General features: G+C 67.9%; 19 protein-coding genes. 7 read left to right on the forward strand and 12 right to left on the reverse strand.

Features of this window, described 5'->3' with window-relative positions; genetic code table 11:
• Positions 1-144: 144 nt before the first annotated feature.
• On the forward strand, positions 145-1575 hold the full coding sequence (locus H5J31_RS20440; RefSeq protein ID WP_181774217.1) for an Rv3212 family protein: 1431 nt from the start codon (positions 145-147) through the stop codon (positions 1573-1575).
• A 50-nt stretch (positions 1576-1625) separates the two neighbouring features.
• Here H5J31_RS20440 and H5J31_RS20445 read toward each other — a convergent pair whose 3' ends face one another.
• From H5J31_RS20445 to H5J31_RS20475, 7 genes are all read right to left on the reverse strand, one after another.
• Positions 1626-2264 carry a flagellar basal body-associated FliL family protein gene (locus tag H5J31_RS20445; RefSeq protein ID WP_181774218.1) on the reverse strand — a complete coding sequence of 213 codons (639 nt, stop codon included), beginning with the start codon at positions 2262-2264 and terminating at the stop codon, positions 1626-1628.
• 102 nt (positions 2265-2366) lie between these two features.
• Positions 2367-2711: a hypothetical protein gene (locus H5J31_RS20450; RefSeq protein ID WP_181774219.1), complete on the reverse strand. Its 345-nt coding sequence runs from the start codon at positions 2709-2711 to the stop codon at positions 2367-2369.
• A gap of 26 nt (positions 2712-2737) precedes the next feature.
• Positions 2738-3607, reverse strand: a complete 870-nt coding sequence (locus H5J31_RS20455; protein WP_181774220.1) for a RecB family exonuclease — start codon at positions 3605-3607, stop codon at positions 2738-2740.
• 230 nt (positions 3608-3837) lie between these two features.
• The gene (locus H5J31_RS20460) at positions 3838-4467 is read right to left on the reverse strand and encodes a MarC family protein (RefSeq protein WP_181774221.1); all 630 of its coding nucleotides are present in this window, start codon (positions 4465-4467) and stop codon (positions 3838-3840) included.
• On the reverse strand, positions 4464-5327 hold the full coding sequence (locus H5J31_RS20465; RefSeq protein ID WP_181774222.1) for a PHP domain-containing protein: 864 nt from the start codon (positions 5325-5327) through the stop codon (positions 4464-4466). The genes H5J31_RS20460 and H5J31_RS20465 overlap by 4 nt, the downstream gene beginning before the upstream one ends.
• A gap of 51 nt (positions 5328-5378) precedes the next feature.
• Complete coding sequence (locus tag H5J31_RS20470; protein WP_181774223.1) at positions 5379-5939, reverse strand: PH domain-containing protein; 561 nt, start codon at positions 5937-5939, stop codon at positions 5379-5381.
• 23 nt (positions 5940-5962) lie between these two features.
• A complete protein-coding gene (locus H5J31_RS20475) occupies positions 5963-6124 on the reverse strand; it encodes a hypothetical protein (protein WP_005167589.1) in 162 nt (53 codons plus the stop codon).
• 186 nt (positions 6125-6310) lie between these two features.
• On the opposite strand from H5J31_RS20475, the gene H5J31_RS20480 reads away from it, so the two are divergent.
• Positions 6311-6739, forward strand: a complete 429-nt coding sequence (locus H5J31_RS20480; RefSeq protein WP_181774224.1) for an NUDIX hydrolase — start codon at positions 6311-6313, stop codon at positions 6737-6739.
• Between the two features lie 106 nt (positions 6740-6845).
• On the opposite strand, the gene H5J31_RS20485 is transcribed toward H5J31_RS20480, so the two are convergent.
• Both H5J31_RS20485 and H5J31_RS20490 read right to left on the reverse strand, forming a co-directional pair.
• Positions 6846-7952, reverse strand: coding sequence for a DUF2332 domain-containing protein (locus tag H5J31_RS20485; protein WP_181774225.1), 1107 nt, complete (start codon positions 7950-7952; stop codon positions 6846-6848).
• A gap of 32 nt (positions 7953-7984) precedes the next feature.
• The gene (locus H5J31_RS20490; RefSeq protein ID WP_236005303.1) at positions 7985-8563 is read right to left on the reverse strand and encodes a MaoC family dehydratase; all 579 of its coding nucleotides are present in this window, start codon (positions 8561-8563) and stop codon (positions 7985-7987) included.
• Positions 8564-8812: 249 nt separating this feature from the next.
• On the opposite strand from H5J31_RS20490, the gene corA reads away from it, so the two are divergent.
• The 3 genes from corA (at position 8813) to H5J31_RS20505 (ending at position 11562) form a co-directional block, all read left to right on the forward strand.
• Entirely contained in the window at positions 8813-9901 is a 1089-nt protein-coding gene (gene corA / locus H5J31_RS20495) for a magnesium/cobalt transporter CorA (protein ID WP_181774226.1), read from the forward strand.
• Positions 9902-10078: 177 nt separating this feature from the next.
• Positions 10079-10726 (forward strand): metallophosphoesterase family protein, encoded by a 648-nt coding sequence (locus H5J31_RS20500; RefSeq protein WP_181774227.1) that lies wholly within the window; start codon positions 10079-10081, stop codon positions 10724-10726.
• Positions 10723-11562: a ParB N-terminal domain-containing protein gene (locus H5J31_RS20505; protein WP_181774228.1), complete on the forward strand. Its 840-nt coding sequence runs from the start codon at positions 10723-10725 to the stop codon at positions 11560-11562. The genes H5J31_RS20500 and H5J31_RS20505 overlap by 4 nt, the downstream gene beginning before the upstream one ends.
• A 212-nt stretch (positions 11563-11774) precedes the next feature.
• Here the strand turns inward: H5J31_RS20505 and H5J31_RS20510 are convergent, their stop codons facing one another.
• Positions 11775-13298, reverse strand: coding sequence for an MFS transporter (locus H5J31_RS20510; protein WP_181774229.1), 1524 nt, complete (start codon positions 13296-13298; stop codon positions 11775-11777).
• Between the two features lie 122 nt (positions 13299-13420).
• On the opposite strand from H5J31_RS20510, the gene H5J31_RS20515 reads away from it, so the two are divergent.
• Positions 13421-14098, forward strand: a complete 678-nt coding sequence (locus H5J31_RS20515; RefSeq protein ID WP_181774230.1) for a TetR/AcrR family transcriptional regulator — start codon at positions 13421-13423, stop codon at positions 14096-14098.
• A 71-nt stretch (positions 14099-14169) separates the two neighbouring features.
• On the opposite strand, the gene H5J31_RS20520 is transcribed toward H5J31_RS20515, so the two are convergent.
• Complete coding sequence (locus H5J31_RS20520; RefSeq protein WP_181774231.1) at positions 14170-15093, reverse strand: hypothetical protein; 924 nt, start codon at positions 15091-15093, stop codon at positions 14170-14172.
• A 228-nt stretch (positions 15094-15321) separates the two neighbouring features.
• On the opposite strand from H5J31_RS20520, the gene H5J31_RS20525 reads away from it, so the two are divergent.
• Positions 15322-15522, forward strand: coding sequence for a PspC domain-containing protein (locus H5J31_RS20525; RefSeq protein ID WP_181774232.1), 201 nt, complete (start codon positions 15322-15324; stop codon positions 15520-15522).
• A gap of 77 nt (positions 15523-15599) precedes the next feature.
• Here H5J31_RS20525 and H5J31_RS20530 read toward each other — a convergent pair whose 3' ends face one another.
• Entirely contained in the window at positions 15600-16778 is a 1179-nt protein-coding gene (locus H5J31_RS20530; protein WP_181774233.1) for an ABC transporter ATP-binding protein, read from the reverse strand.
• Positions 16779-16781 lie beyond the last annotated feature (3 nt).

Consider the following 16781-nt stretch of genomic DNA (forward strand, 5'->3'; position numbering starts at 1 on the left):
CGGTCCGGCCGCCGAAAAGGAGTCCGGCGACAGCGCCGAACGCCCCGCTCGCCGACGCCGCCGTCGCCGTCCCTCGGCGACTTCTGATACACCTGCGTCGGCAGACTGAGCATCTTCAGCGCAGACGTGGGGAGCTAGGGGCACGTGAGCGAACCTTGGGACGCCGCGCCGGACAAGGATCCGGTGCGGCCCGTGCCCGCTGAACCCGAACGGACGTCGAACGGCCGCGAGCCGGTGACCTCGGAAGACACCGAGAATTCCGGGGCCACCGAGTCCGCGGCCACGATCGGCACCGAAGACGTGCTGGACGCGGAACCCGTCCCGCCGGTGGCCACCGAGCCGCCGCTGGGCGGGAAGCGCGCCCGGCGCTCTCCGTGGAACCGCGGCCGGGATCGCGTGATCGTCGCGGTGATCGTGGTGGTCGTCGCCGTCACCGGCGTGGTCATCGGCGTGAACAGCGACAACGCGGCGACGGTCGCGCAGGTCGCCGCCACCCAGCCGCCCGGCCTCCCCCCGGCGCCGGCCGAGGTACCCGGCTCACTGACCGAACTGTGGCAGGCGCCCAGTTCGGCGACGCCGGTCCCGATCGGCGAGGCCAACAACGTCGTCACCGCCGACAAGGGCGAAGTGCTGGGACGGGACCCGTACACCGGGGACGTCCGGTGGCGCTACTCCCGCGATCTCGAGCTGTGCACCGTCGCGCTCACCGGGATCAAGGTGGACGCGGTGTACCGCAAGGAAACCGGCTGCAGCGAGGTCACCCAGCTCGACTCGGGCACCGGCCGCCGCACCGCGCAGCGCAACGGTGACGCCGAACTCGGCACGCGGCTGGTCGTCGACGGCTCGCACGTCACCACGACCGGCAAGAAGCTGCTCAACACCTGGCGCGACGACCTGGTCAAGAGCATGGAATACGGCGAGGTCCCGGCCGTCGTCCAGCCGAACAAGCAGCCCCGGACGGGCTGCACGTACGGCACCGTGGCCGCCGCGTCGGGCAAGATCGGCGTGATCGAACGCTGCCCCGGCGACCCGGCCGACCGCTTCACCGTCTACAGCGCGACCAACGACGAGGCCGACGAGCCGAAGGTCGACTACAGCACCGTGCTCGCCGGGAAGAACGCGAAAGTCGTCGCGATGTCCGGCGATCTCGCGCTGATCGTGCTGCCGGAACAGAAACTGCTGGTCATCTACGGCGGTGACGGAATGCAGAAGTCGGCGTACCCGCTCGACGTCCCGGCCGCGGACATCGCGCAGGACCCGGTGGGCGGCATCATGACGACCGCGTGGACCGCACAGGGCGTTTATTGGTCCACCGGCTCGAAAACGATGGCGTTCTCGCGCGACGACCTCACGCCGCGATGGACGCTCGACAACTCCGTCGGCCCCGGCGTCACCTTCGGGGACCAGCTGGTCGTGCCGATCCAGGGCGGCCTCGCCGTCCTCGATGAGCTGACCGGCACCACGATCCGCACCGTCGGCGTCGACAGGCACGGCTACACCGGCCCGGTGCAGCTGTCTTCGGTCGGGCCGGTGCTACTCGAGCAGCGCGGCGCCACGCTGGCCGCCCTCAAGTGACCGCGAGGCGATAGCAAAGGTCCCTTGCTCCCCCGGCTCGGTGGATACGGTCACCGCGTCGAGGATTTGGTGCGCAGGCGGCTGACTTCTTTCCAGCACCAGTTGCCGCCCGCGTCGACGATCGTGCCGGTGCCGGTAGCGGGTCGCCCTTCGATGCTCACCGTGACGGCCACCTTGTACTCGGTTTCGGAGACCTTCGTGACCTCGCCGAGCGCGGCGTCCGACGCGTCGCCGACTCGATCGATGATCTGATCGATGTCCTTTTCCGCGTTCCCGCATTTGAGCGCCGTCAACGCGGTCTTGTCGTGGGCGTTGATGCCGGCGACGATCGCCTGCGCGGTCCCTTCAGGGCTGGCCGCTTTTTCGGCCTTGTCGTCGCCGAGGAAGAACCCCGGAGCGACGAACCCGGTGATGCCGAGCGTGACCAGCACCACGACAGCGGCGGCGATGCCCACCAGCAGGCCGGTCTTGCCGTTCTTCGGCGGCACAGGCGGCCCGCCGAAGCCCTGCCCGTACTGCTGCTGACCGTAGGGCTGCTGGCCGTAGCCGGGGTACTGCTGCTGGGGTTGCTGCTGCTGGGGGTACGCGCCGCTCTGGTCGTAACCGCCCTGCGGGTACGGCTGCTGCTCTGGGTACTGCTGCCCGCCATGGCCGTACTGGGGCTGCTCTGGCTGGGGTGGGTAGGTCATCAACGGCGCCTTTCGTCCTCGCTGGGCGGCAACATGCCCAGCGAGTCATAGTTTTCGCCGTGTCAGACCACTTTTCCGGTCATTGGCACTTTCCTGCCGTGGTCAGCTCCACCAGAAAAGACTCAAAGCGGCGGTCACGCTCACGACGACCGCGAGACCCGCGAAGCCCGCGACGCGGCCATTGCGCTTGTCGACGACCCGCTGGGACAAGAGAGCGACCACCGCCGCGACCGGATGCCCGATCAGCATCAGCGGTCCCGGCCCGGGCGACCCGGTGAACAGGCAGATCGCGGCGATCACGAGGACACATCCCGCCAGCACGACCATCCCGGCGGCGAGCGAACCGGTCAGCCCGCGCCAGAAGCGCCCGCGCTCAGCCACGGGAGAGGCGGTCGGCTCTTCGGGCGGCGGTGCGGTCGCGAGCTCTTCGGTGTCCGGTGACGACACGTCCTCGCCTGTCCAATCGTCGGGTCTCAGGAGTTCAGGGGCGCCAGCAGCTCCCACGGCTGAGCCGCGGTCCCGGCCTCCTGGCCCGCGGCGCAGCTGGGCCGGAAGTCGCACCATGAGCAACGGCGGCCCGGGCGGGCCGGGAACAGCACGTCCTCGTCGCCGCCCGCGTCCAGGGTATCCGTTGCCAGCCGCAGATCTCCGGCGGTCTCGTCGGCACGCTGGAGATGGCGTTTGAGGCTCTCTTCGGTGTGCTCGGCGGCCGCGATGGTCCCGCTGGGCACGTGATGCAGCTCGACCTGATAGCACGGCGTACGCAGCGTTCTGGCGGCCGCGACGGCGTACAGCGCCAGGGCCTGCGAAGAGCGCGCCTCGTACTCGTCCGGCTCACGGCGGCCGGTCTTGTAGTCGATGATCACCAGTTCGCGGCCGCGCTGGTCGATGCGGTCGGCGCGGCCCTCGATGATGAGACTGGGCCCGCTGCCCGGTTCGAGCGTGACGGGCGCCGAAACCCACCGCTCCAGCCCGACCGGCTCGACACTGACGTCGTTGTGCTCGACGTACTCCGCGACCCAGGCCTTGGCCCGGGCGCGATACCTGGCGGCCTGGTCGGTGTCCTCGAACCCGGCGTCCTTCCAGTGCTCGGCGACGAGCGCCATCGCGCGCTGCGGCACGCGTTTGATCACCGGCAGGTCGAACAACGCCCGCAAAGCGTTGTGCACCACCGCACCCAGCGTGCTGTGCGCCCACGCCCCGGTGCGTGTCGGGGACGGGCGGTCGAGATACGACATGCGGTAGCGGCGCGGGCAGTCTTCGAACGTGGCGAGGCGCGCGGGCGAGACCTTCGTCAGCTTGCGCGGCGCTTCGACGCCGAAGTCGAAACCAATCTGCTCCATCGGATCACCCCGCCCGCAACGCTACGCACCCCCACCGACACTTTTCCGAGGGGAGCCCCAGGAAGAGAGCAAGGGACCTTTGCTATCACCTCACCCCGCCGGTCGTCGCCGGTCCGTGAAGGCCTCCTTCCCTACGCTCAAGGTAGGGAAGGAGGCCTTCACGGCACTTCACCCCGCCGCCCCGCGCGCGGATCGCGTTTAGCCCGCTGAACGCGATCCGTCCCCGCCGGTCAGGTGCCCGCGATGAAGCCCTTCACCGAGTTCGCCACCAGTTCGACGGCGATCGCGGCCAGCAGCAGACCGGCGATCTTCGCGAGCAGCGTGATCCCGCTTTCCTTGATCAGCCGGATGACCACGCCCGAGTACCGCATGCACAGGTACAGCACGAAGTGCACCGTCACGATCGAAAGCGCAAGAGCGACGTACGCGCCGACGTGCCCGTCGGCCTGGCGTACGAACACGATGGTCGCTGCGATCGCGCCCGGGCCGGCGAGCAGCGGCGTCCCGAGCGGCACGAGGGCGACGTTGACGTCATCGCCGGCCGCCTCGGCCTCGCCGCCGGTGTTGCCGGTCAGCAGTTGCAGCGCGATCAGCAGCAGCAACAGGCCGCCCGCGCCCTGCAGCGCGGGGATGCCGATGCCGAGATACGAAAGGATCGCCTGTCCCGCGACGGCGAACAGCGAGATCACCAGCAGCGAGACCAGCACCGCCTGCCGCGCGGCCTTGGCGCGGAACGCCACCGACTTCCGCCCGGTCAGGCTCAGGAACACCGGCACCGTGCCGGGCGGGTCCATGATGACAATCAGCGTGATCGTCGCGCTCATGAACAGGCGCGCGTCGAAGAAGTCCGTGATCGTCACCGGGACACGACCTCGTAGCCGGTCGACCGCGAGACGAGCTCTTCGAGCGCGAGCGGGTCGGTGGTCTCGTCGCCGAGTTCGATGGTCTTGTTCGTGCCGTGGTAGTCGCTCGACCCGGTCCGCACGAGCCCCAGCTCCCCCGCCAGCCCGTGCAGCCGGACGCGGGTCTCCTCGTCGTGGTTCGGGTGGTCGACCTCGACACCGGTGAGCCCATGGGAGGCCAGCGACGCGAGCACGTCGACGGTGATGGTCGCGCCGCGCGTGTAGGCGAACGGATGCGCGATCACGGTCACGCCGCCCGCGTCCGCGATCATGTCGATCGCCGTCTCCACGAGTGTGTCCTGCCGCGCCACGAAGTACCCGCTCCCGTTGCCCAGATAGCTTCCGAAGGCCTCGTTCACCGACGAGACGACGCCGCCGCGCACCAGCGCCTGCGCCAGATGCGGCCGTCCGGCCGAGCCGTCCTCCGGCAGCAGCGCCATGATCTCGTCCGGGTCGACCGGCAGCCCGTCGGCCGCCATCCGCTCGGCCATCACGCGCAAGCGCCATCGCCGCTCCGAGCGCAGCCGGGTCTGCTCGGCGACGAGCGCGGCCGAGTCCGGGTCGAAGAGATACGCGAGCAGATGGACGCTGACGTGCCGCCCGGTCTCCGGATCGATGGAGATCGTGGACAGCTCGGCGCCGGGGACCAGGGAGAGCCCTGGTGGGAGTGCCTCGGCGGCCGGGGCCCAGCCGGCCGTGGTGTCGTGATCGGTGATCGCGACTACGTCGAGGCCCGCCTTGGCGGCGGCGGCGACCAGCCCGGCAGGGCTGTCGGTGCCGTCGGAGGCGGTGGAGTGGGCGTGCAGGTCGATGCGCATCGCCGCTCAGTATCGATGATGCTCCAGGTCACAGCGACCCCGGGACCTGCGCTAACCGACCTTCTTCTTGCCGCGGGCGGCACGCTGGGCCTTGACCATCGAGAAGCGCTCGGCCTGCTTCTGCTTGTCGCCGAAGACGAGCTCGGAGATCGTGTCGTAGAACTCTTCCGGCCGGGGCAGGTAGTCGATGCGGTTCAGCGCCTGGATCTGACCGGCCGACTCGACCACCATCGTCCCGTAACCCCACATCCGGCCCCACGCCGAACGTTCGTAGGTGAGGTCGGTGACCTTGGTGATCGGCATCATCAGCACCTTGGTGGTGTAGACGCCGGTGGTCATCACGAAGCGTTTGTCCGTGACGACCAGCCGCTCAACCCACCACTCCATCACGATGTACGCGAAGCGCAGGACGACCAGGAGCGCCGCGTACCAAAGGATGTTCTGGATCACCCACGCCGCGGGCGGCAGGAGGTAGGACACCAGGACGCAGATCGCCAGGAGGGCGACCGCCTCGAAGGTGTCCCACAACAGCACAGCCCAGTGCCGGCGGATCCGGATGACCCGTCGCTCGGTGTCGAGTAGATACTCGTCTGGATCGCGTGGGGCGAACATACCGATAGAGTATCCGCTCCCCGCTAGCTGAAGACGTTGCTGACGAAGGTGATCACCGATTCTGCCGAGTCACGCAGGAAGCCGATGATGTTTCCCACGAGGCCCGCGGCCTGACCAGGCTGCGCGATCACGAAGAACAGCACCAACGCGATTCCTGCGAAAGTGAGGAGCTTTTTCGCGTTCACAGCGATCAATCCTGTCTCTTACGGTGACTGACTGCGGATACTGACTATTCATTTTGTACCGCACCGGACAGCGGCGCGGTACGTAAGTCCCGCGCTTGGGTCAGTGGGCGAGGAGAAGTGTACCGTACGGCTACTCTCCGTGTACAGGACAGGCGTTGTCAGGAAGCCCGCGTCTACCATTCGGGAATGAACACCGTTTCGGACAGCACCGTCCGCTGTGTCGGCGGCATCGTCCACGACGAGCACGGGCGAATCCTGCTGATCCGGCGCGCGAATGAACCCGGACGGGGACTCTGGTCGGTGCCCGGCGGACGAGTCGAACCCGGCGAAACGGACGAAGCGGCTGTGATTCGCGAGATGCGCGAAGAGACCGGACTCGACGTGATACCGGGCACATTCGTCGGCCACGCACGCCGCGGGCGGTACGACATCCACGATTACGCCTGCGCGGTCGCCGGGGGCACTCTCCGTGCCGGGGACGACGCCACCGATGCCCGCTGGATGGACGTCGAAACCTTGATCGAACTCGACAAAGACGGCTGTCTGGCCGAACTTCTGTTCGTCACTCTCCGCGATTGGGGAGTACTGCCGACCGGGGATGTCCCGTCGGCGTGACAAATGCCGTGCCCGATTTGGCAAATGACGTGCCGATAAAGCAGGCCAAGAGGGGAAAGGCGTCCGTACCGATGCATTCCCGACATCTTCGCCGACTGCGAAAAGGCTAAACCGGGAGCCAGGTCATCCGCTGTCCGTGAGGCGCCGTCCTGGCCAGCGCGCGGACGTCCGGGCCGCCACCTTCCCAGCGGACGAGACCGAGGACCGCGGTTCCGCCGTTCGTGTCGGCCAGCTCGGCGCGCCCGGGCAGCAACGGCTCCAGCGCCGCGCCGTAGAACTCCTCGCTGACCCACCACAGCGGCCGCTCGCCGGCGAGGGCGCGCAGCGCGTCGAGGAAGTCCGCCCGCCGGTCCCCCAGATACGCCAGCACGTGGCTGGTCAGTACGACCAGGGGCGCGTCGGCGGGCAGGGTGGCGGCCGCCGAGGCGAGATCGTCGACGGCGTCGCCGGTGATCAGGTCCGGCCGCTGCTTGCCCTGCGCGGCCGCGGCGGTGCGCAGGAGCCGGATCCGGTCCGGCTGGTCGGCCCAGACGCAGGCTTCGAGCCAGGCGAGTTCGTCCTCGTCGGCCAGGTCAACCGGCGCGCGGTCGAGGCCGGCGCGGGCGGTGACGGTGAGCTTCTTCGGCACCTTCGGCGTGACGGCGCCGGGTGCGAGGTCGAGCGCGCAGTGCAGGCCGACAGCGGCCTTCGCGGGGCCGGCGGTGAGCTGCTCGCCGCCGTCGCACTGGTAGCGGTAGGCGAATTTGTCCAGCCCGAGCAGCAGGCCTGCGCTGCAGCCGACCTCCAGCAACGCGACCTTGCCGCCCGCTTCCTTCGCCGCCGTCGTGACCGCGGGGTAGAGCAGCGCGGCCCGGCGGACCTCGTTGGTCTGGGTATAGCGCGAAGAGATGATCGCGCGCGCCCGGTCGGCCCGCTCCAGCAGGAACGAGCGGAACAGCGGCCACGTCTCCGAGTCCACGCCGTCGAACCCGCCGACGGACGGGTAGTACCGCGAGAGCGGGTGGATCGGGTCGGCCTGGATGAGCCGATGCGCCGTCGCCATGAGCAACGTGCCGCGAGCTTCGCCGCCGCGGGCGTCGGTGAGCAGCCCCGCGACGTCGTCGTCCTCGCCCGCCTTCGACGTCAGGTGCTCGTACAGCGGCGAAACACCGGCCGCTTCGACCGCCGCGAACTTCCGCAGCCGGCTCTTGATCTCATCCAGCCCGATGGGCATCGACGCGCTCCTCTTCCGTTCGTGACACCCGGCTATTCGTGCGGCACGGGACGGCCGGGCTGTTCACCGCCCCGGGTGTCACCGTAGGACCGCTTCGGCACCATCACCTTGCGGCGGAACACACACACGATCGTGCCGTCCTGCTTGTAACCGCGGGTCTCGACGTAGACGACGCCGCGATCGTCCTTCGACTTCGACGGCGTCTTGTCCAGCACCTCGGTCTCGCCGTAGATGGTGTCACCGTGGAAGGTCGGCTTCACGTGTTTCAGCGATTCGACCTCGAGATTCGCGATCGCCTTGCCGGACACGTCCGGCACCGACATCCCGAGCAGCAGCGAGTAGATGTAGTTCCCGACCACGACGTTCTTGCCGAAATCGGTGGTCTCCTCGGCGTAGTGCGCGTCGAGGTGCAGCGGATGGTGGTTCATGGTGATCAGGCAGAACAGGTGGTCGTCGTACTCGGTGACCGTTTTGCCCGGCCAGTGCTTGTAGACCGCGCCGACCTCGAACTCTTCGTAATAGCGACCGAACTGCACCCATTCCTCCTGCACGAGTAACGCGGCGTGAGCCTGGAACGACAGGCTTTCGTGTTGAGGAGTACCCTCGACCATTGGTGTCGGGTCGTCAACGCGACCCACACCACTGCGTAACCGTCCGCCGAGCCGAAGGAGGTGAGGAACCCGATGTCCAGTGGCGATAGTCCGCTTCCTAGTAGTCGCAGCGTTTCCGCCTTCACATCTCGCCGGATCCCCACCTGGCAGGGCTGACGAAACCGGGAACGCTGGCCTAGCCGAGCGGCCCCCCGACCGCTTGGCCCGTCGTCTTCGCGCACAACGCACGACGTCTGCCCAGGAGATCCCATGCCTGCCATTCCCTCGCTCGGAGGCCTTCGCGGCCGGAGCAACGGCCGCGCCAAAGGCGTCCCCGAGCGCCCCATCCCAGTCCCCCTTTCGGCGTACGTCGTCGACTGCGCGGTGTACGTGGAGGGCAAGCGCCTGCCCGGCCGCTGGACGCACGCCGAGGCCATCAAAGAGGTGCGCAAGCGGCACGCGGGGTTCGTCTGGATCGGCCTGCACGAGCCGGACGCGGTGCAGATCCAGGGCATCGCGGAGACCTTCGGCCTGCACGAACTGGCCGTCGAGGACGCGCTCGAAGCGCACCAGCGGCCCAAGCTCGAACGCTACGACGACACGCTGTTCATGGTGCTGAAGACGGTTCGCTACGTCGAACACGAGTCGCCCGCGACGGCGAACGAGATCGTCGAGACCGGCGAGCTGATGGCGTTCCTCGGCCGCGACTTCGTGATCACCGTGCGGCACGGGAACCACTCGGGGCTGGCCCGGCTGCGCCGCGAACTCGACCAGGACCCGGAACGGCTCGACCTGGGGCCGTCCGCGGTACTGCACGCGATCGCCGACCACGTCGTCGACCACTACCTCGACGTCACCACGGCGATCGAGTCGGACATCGACGAAATGGAGACGCACGTCTTCGCGCCGCGCTCCAAGGTGAGCGCCGAGCAGATCTACTTCATGAAGCGCGAGGTGCTGGAACTGCGCCGCGCGGTCATGCCGCTGGGTACTCCGCTGCAGCGCCTCGCCGAGGGCTACACGCGGCTGATCCCGGACGAGGTCCGCTCGTACTTCCGCGACGTCTCCGACCACTTGACGACCGTCGCGGAGCGGGTCGCGAACTTCGACGAACTGCTGACCACCCTGGTGGACGCGACGCTGGCGAAGATCACGCTCCAGCAGAACACCGACATGCGCAAGATCACCGCCTGGGCGGCGATCATCGCGGTCCCGACGGCACTCGCCGGCATCTACGGGATGAACTTCGACTACATGCCGGAGCTCCACTGGCGCTTCGGCTATCCGATGGCGATGACGATCATCTTCGGCGTCTGCATCCTGCTCTACCGAATATTCAGGAAGAACCGCTGGCTCTGACCTTTCTTCCCCTTTCGGTAGCAATGGAGTCCCTCATGCCAAGGATCCTGACCAACCTGAAGTTCTGGGCGCTCGCCTTCTGCCTCGTCTGGCTGGGCATCGTCGTCGCGATCATCGCCAAGGACCCCGCGTTCGCACACGGCGTCAAGTAGCGCCCGGGGCCTTACGCTGGGGCCTATGAAAGCGCTGGTCGTCGCGGACGAGGTCGAAGAGCGGTTGTGGACCTCCGCGGTCCACAACCACCCGGCCGACCTCGTCATCGGCGCAGGCGACCTGCCGTACGAGTACCTGGAGTTCCTGGCGGGCGCGCTCGACGTGCCCTGCGTGTTCGTCCCCGGCAACCACGATCCCGACCTGTCCGGCTACACCCGCTACGGGGGACTGTCCATGAAGGACGGTTTCCCGGCGGTGTGGCCGGGGCCGGCGGGCGGGGTGAACGCGGACGGCCGGATCGTCGACGTCGGCGGACTCCGGTTCGCCGGACTCGGCGGTTCGGTCCGCTATAACGACGGCCCCAACCAGTGGACACAGCGGCAGCAGGCGCGGCGTGCGCGGCGTCTGGTGCGCCGGGCACGGTTCCGCCGTTGGCGTGACGGGCGGGACGTCGATGTACTGCTCACCCACGCGCCGCCGCGGCATTGCGGCGACCGCGAGGACCCGCCGCACCGCGGGTTCGACTGTCTCCATCGCACGATCGAGTTGTTGCGGCCGAAATGGTTGCTGCACGGACATATCCACCCGCACGGTGAACCCGTGCCGGACCGGGTGGTCGGCGGGACCACGGTACGCAACGTGGTCGGGCACCGGATCATGGAGTTCCTATGAAGGACACCGGTTTTCCCCGCGCTGACGCGGAACACGACTTCCTCCGCGCGCGACGGCGTCAGGTGTTGTCGCGGCTGGCCAACTGGCTGCGCGGCGAACCCGACGACGTCAACATCATGCTGCCGTTCCACGAGGTGGTCGACGCGCTCGGCTACCTCGGCGAACGGAAGATCGGGCCGCGCGTGATCCGGCTCGATTCGATCGTCGGCAGCGTCGACCGCGGCCGCGACTTCGACCGCCGCTTCCGGCCGACGTCCGGCCGCGTCCGCGAACGCTGGGAACGCCTGGCGCTCGCGACGAGGCGCGGCGAATCGATCCCGCCGATCGAGGTGTACCGGGTCGGCGAACTGCATTTCATCATCGACGGCCACCACCGGGTTTCCGTGGCACACGCGATGGCACTGTCCACAATCGAAGCGATGGTCACCGAGGTCCGGACCAAACTGGACCCGAGCGGGATCCGGTACCGCGGCGACCTGATCGTCAAGGACTACCGGCGGCTGTTCCTGGACCGCGTCCCGCTTTCCGGGCACTCGCGCGCTTCGGTGGTGTTCACGGATCCGTGGGACTACGCGCGGCTCGGGGAACACGTGGAGGCATGGGGTTTCCGGCTGATGCAGGACGAGGGTCAGTACTCCGACCGTGCGTCGCTGGCGCAGCGGTGGTTCGACGAGGAGTTCGTGCCGGTGCTCGCGATGCTGCGGCAGGCGGACATGATCGGCGACCGCACCGACGCCGAGGCGTACCTGTGGGTGGCCTGCGAACGGTACCGGCTGATCCGGACGCACCGGTGGGACGACGAGGTCTTCGAAGCCGTGCGTTCACAGTCCCGCTGACGTCTCCCCCGCGTGCGCGTCATGCGTCTCGGCTCACTGGTGGTGTTGCGAAAGCCACTTTCGCAACCTTCAACGTTGCGAAAGTGGCTTTCGCAACACCGTCTCCCTGCCCGGCCGCTCAACCGGGAAGTCGTCCTCCCAGAACCCTCGTGCAATGAACGGCCCGTTACTTGCAAATTTTGCAAGTAACGGGCCGTTCATAGCACCGGTGACTACATGTGGACGGCGACCGGAGCGCCTTCCGAAGCGCCTTCAGGCGCCTTCGCCGGGGCACCGGACCGAAGAAGCAGCCCACAGATCACCGCACCGGCCACGAAGATCCACCCGCCCCACACGAAAGCGGTCGTGTAACTGTGCACGGCCGCTTCGGCCGCGAGTTGCGGCGTGGGGACCTTTCCGGCCGCGAACGACACCGCCGCGTTTCCGGCCAGCGTGCTCAGCAGCGCGGTCCCGATCGAGCCGCCGACCTGCTGCGCGGTGTTGACCGCCGCCGACGCGACACCGGCGTCGTGCGTGTCGACACCGAAGGTCGCGACGCTCATCGCGGGCGCCATCGCGAGGCCGATACCGACGCCCATCACCATCAGCGGGAACAGCACGCCGCTGGCGTAGGTGCTGGTGGTGTCGATGGCCGAGAGCCAGAACAGACCCAGTCCGGCGATCAGCATTCCCAGCGACACCAACGGTTTCGCGCCGAACTTCGGCAGCAGTACGGCTGTCGCCGACGTCGCGCTGGCCATCAGGGTGGCGACCATCGGCAGGAACGCGACCCCGCTCTGCACCGGCGTGAACGCGAGGTTCAGCTGGATGTAGAAGGTGAGGAACAGGAAGATCGAGAACATTCCGATGGCGAGCAGGAACATCGCGAGGTAGGAGCCGCCGCGGTCGCGGTCGAGCAGGACACGCAGCGGCAGGAGCGGATGTTCGGCCCGCTGCTGGATCAGTACGAACGCGGTCAGCAGCACGACACCGGCGGCGAGGAAGCCCCACACCGAGATCGAGGACCACGAGTCGCGTTCGGCGTTCGCGAAACCGTAGACGAGGCCGAAGAGACCGGCCGACGCGGTGATCGTGCCCGGGATGTCGAGCTTCGGGCGCGGGCCGTCGCTTTCGGCGTTCTTCAGCAGCACGGCCGAACCGGCGAACGCGATCACGGCGAAGATGATGTTGACGTACATCGACCAGCGCCAGTCGAGGTACTCGGTCAGCACACCGCCGAGCAGCAGGCCGATCGCCGCGCCGCCACCACCGATGGCGCCGAAGACACCGAAGGCCTTGCCGCGTTCCTTCGGGTCGGTGAAGGTCGTCGTCAGCAGCGAAAGGGCCGCCGGGGCGAGAAGGGCACCGAAGACACCTTGCGCGGCACGGGCGACGAGCAGCATTTCGATGCTGGTCGCGGCGCCACCGATCGCCGAAACGATCGCGAAGCCGGCCAGGCCGACGAGGAACGCGCGTTTGCGGCCGAAGAGGTCCGCGAGCCGTCCGCCCAGCAGGAGCAGGCTGCCGAACGCGAGCGCGTACGCGGTGACGACCCACTGGCGGGCGTCGTTCGAGAAGCCGAGGTCCTGCTGCGCCGACGGAAGCGCGATGTTCACGACGGTGGCGTCGAGTACCACCATCAGCTGGGCGAGACCGATCATCACCAGGATCAGCCATCTCCTGGCGTGGTGCGGGTTGGTGTGCTGCGCGGCCGCGTCCCCCGGCGGCGTGACGACAGCGGTGGATGACTCAGACATGAAGGCGGTTTCCTCACCGATAGTGACGAAGAAGCTATGTGGAGTAGGTATCTCCCCTTTCGTCGGCCAACGTACCCGAAAAGCGGAGAAGCGTCCTCTACTTTGTTTGTTAAGCTGGACGAATGGCTCGGGACCTTGCTCCCGCCGCACCGGCGCGGCCGCTGCGGCGCGACGCTGAACTCAATCGGCAGCGCATCATCGCGGCGGCACGCGATGTCTTCGGCGAGCGCGGGCTCGAAGCGACCCTCGACGACGTGGCGCATCACGCGGGCGTCGGCGTCGGAACCGTCTACCGCCGGTTCCCGAGTAAGGAACACCTGGTCGAGGCCATGTTCGTCGACCAGTTCGACACGATCCGAGAGTTCGCCGAAGAAGCACTTCGCGCCGAAGACCCGTGGGAAGGCTTCACCAGCTTCACGTGGCGCGCGGCCGAACTGCACGCCGGCGACCGCGGGTTACGCGAGGTCATGCTTTCGAATGTCTTCGGCCAGGAGCGCGTCGCCGAGGCGAAAGCGCGGATGGTGCCGTTGATCACACGGCTCGTCGAGCGGGCTCAGACCGCCGGCGCCCTCCGAGCGGACATCGTGCCGACGGACATGCCGCTCCTGCACCAGATGGTCGGCTCGGTCATCGAGTTCACGCACGGTATCCAACCGGATCTGTGGCGCCGGTGCCTCGCACTGCTGCTGGACGGCCTCCGAGCCGAACCCGGCCGCGCCACCCCGCTGCCGCATCCGCCGCTGAACTTCGAGGCACTGGACGAAGTGATGTGCTCCTTCAGGCTGCCGAAGCTGCGCTGACGGCCTCGCATTCAGTCCTCTGGTTGCGGTAGTTGCGCGTGCAAGGACCGCAACCAGAGGACTGAATGCGGTCAGGGGAGTTTCGGGAACACCGCCACGGCGACCTCACGGGCCGCGGCGCATCCGGCGTCGCCCGCGCCGTCGACGCCGACGACCGAGAGCATCGCCTGTTCGACGCGGTCCGGCGTGCCCGGGATCGGCCGGTGCGTGGTCACCTGGCAGAACGCGCCCGACGTCGTCACCTGGACCTGCCGCCCGCCCAGTGCCTCGGTCGCGCCGGGCGTGGTGTCCGCGCCGACCGACAACGCGACGCTGACCTTGCCGCGGATGCAGCTGTGCCCGGAGAGCGCCGGGGCCGGGGTGGTCTCAGGACCGGCCGCGGCGTCGAGTTCGTGCTGGTCGAGCAGTGCGCACGGGGCGACACGCCCCCACGAGCGCTGGTCGAGGTTCAGCCGCCCCACCTTGTGCGCGGTGACCGCCTCCACCGCGCCACCGATCGTCGTGTCGGCGATCCGGCAGCGATTGACCTGGTCGACGGGATCCTTGTTGTCGGAGGTGACGACGATGGACAGCCGGATGCCGTCGGTGAAGGTCAGCATCCGCGTGCAGGCGGTGTCGGCGTTGAACGTCGACTGCTGGACGCTGATGCCCTCCGGCAGGGTCCCCCCGTACTCGTAGGGCTGGTTGTTCGGATCCTGCCCGGAAACGATCGGGCCGGTGCTGACGGTGTAGCGATTGGCACCCTCGACGAATTCGAGACGGCAGAACTCGAATGAGGAAAGCGGCGGTTTGACCGCGTTTCCGCCGCCGATCACCTTTTGCCGGTCGACCAGACTGCAGTAATCGAGCGACGAGTACTCCCCGAGCGCCTCGGCGGCGGTCAGGGCCTCGTCGCGGTCCGTACTCGGCGACGGCGTCGCGACCGGCTCCGGCGTGGAACAAGCCGCTACGAGGAACAGGCCACAGAGGACTGCGATCAGACTCTTCGGGGGCACCGGAGCAGTATCGTCAAAAGCGCCCGGAACACCACCCCTTACGGGCGAAGAACACAGGGGGATCGACGTTTTCCCAGGTGGGTACTTGACGTCGATTTCACGCCCTTAAGGGTGCGTTTCGTCCTGCGGCGTGATGCGCCCACGGCGCCACGCGGCGAAAATGGGTTTCACGGACCGGATCGGATCCACCGATTCTGACCCACCGTGACGACCGAGAGGGACGAACCCGTGAGTAACCCCGTGGCCACCCGCCTGACCCGCCCGCGCCAGGGCCGCATGATCGGCGGCGTCTGCGCCGGTCTCGCCAAACGCTTCGGCACCACGCCGGGCAAGGTCCGCCTGCTCGCCGTGCTCTCCTGCCTGCTGCCGGGCCCGCAGTTCCTGATCTACATCGTGCTGTGGCTCGCCCTGCCCGAGACCGAGTACTGATCCCGGGCAGGACGATGTGAGACAAGCCCCCGGACCGCAGCTCCTCCGTGGAGGACGGCGGCGGGAGCATGGATGGACTAATCGGTGTAGGTCAGATTCTTGCCGCTGGCCCCGTCGAACAGCTTGATCTTGTCGGCGTCGAACCAGAGTTCTACGTTCTGGTTCTCCGCGGCCGAGGACGACGCGGAGAGCCGGGCCACGATCTGTGACTCGGAGCCCGGGACGTCCGAGGATCCGCTGTCCGCGGCGAGATCCGCGAGGTCGGACGACGACGCGGCCTCCCCCTCGACGGAGAAGTGCGCGAACTTCTCCGATCCCATCGATTCGAGGACGTCCACGTGGGCGGTGAACGTCGCGCCCTGACGAGCGGAGGCGTCCACCAGTGCGGCGTCTTCGAAATGCTCCGGCCGGATGCCGACGATGACCTCACGCGGCGCGTCTGCGGCCTCGACCAGTTGCCGGACGCGGTCGGTGAGCGGGATCTCGCCGAGCGCGCTGCGCGCGACGCCGTTCTCCAGCGTCGCCGCCACGAAGTTCATCGACGGGCTGCCGATGAAGCCGGCCACGAACAGGTTCGCCGGGTTGTCGTAGAGGAACTGCGGCGACCCGATCTGCTGCACGAAGCCCCCGCGCAGCACGACGACCCGGTCGCCGAGGGTCATCGCCTCGGTCTGGTCGTGCGTGACGTAGAGCGTCGTGGTGCCGAGCTGTTTCTGGATCTTCGAGACCGACGTCCGCATCTGGCCGCGGAGCTTCGCGTCCAAGTTGGACAGTGGCTCGTCCATCAGGAACGCCTTGGGGTTACGGACGATCGCACGTCCCATCGCGACACGCTGCCGCTGCCCACCGGAGAGGTTCGCCGGTTTGCGGTCGAGATGCCCGGTCAGATCCAGGATCTGCGCCGCCTCCTCGACCTTCGCGCGCACGGTGCTGTCGGCGACCTTCGCCAGCCGCAGCGGGAACGCCATGTTCTCCCGCACGCTCATATGCGGGTAGAGGGCGTAGGACTGGAACACCATCGCGATGTCGCGGTCCTTGGGCGCCTTTTCGTTGACGCGCTTGCCGTCGATCCGCAGTTCGCCGGAGGAGATGTCCTCCAGGCCGGCGACCATGTTGAGCGTCGTGGACTTCCCGCAGCCGGACGGGCCGACCAGGATGATGAACTCGCCGTCGGCGATGGTGATATCCACTTCGGACACGGCGAGGGCACCGTCGGGGTACTTCTTGGACACCTTCTCGAGCACAATTTCAGCCATGGG

This window comes from Amycolatopsis pittospori, assembly GCF_013870525.1.
Classification (GTDB): Bacteria; Actinomycetota; Actinomycetes; order Mycobacteriales; family Pseudonocardiaceae; genus Amycolatopsis; species Amycolatopsis pittospori.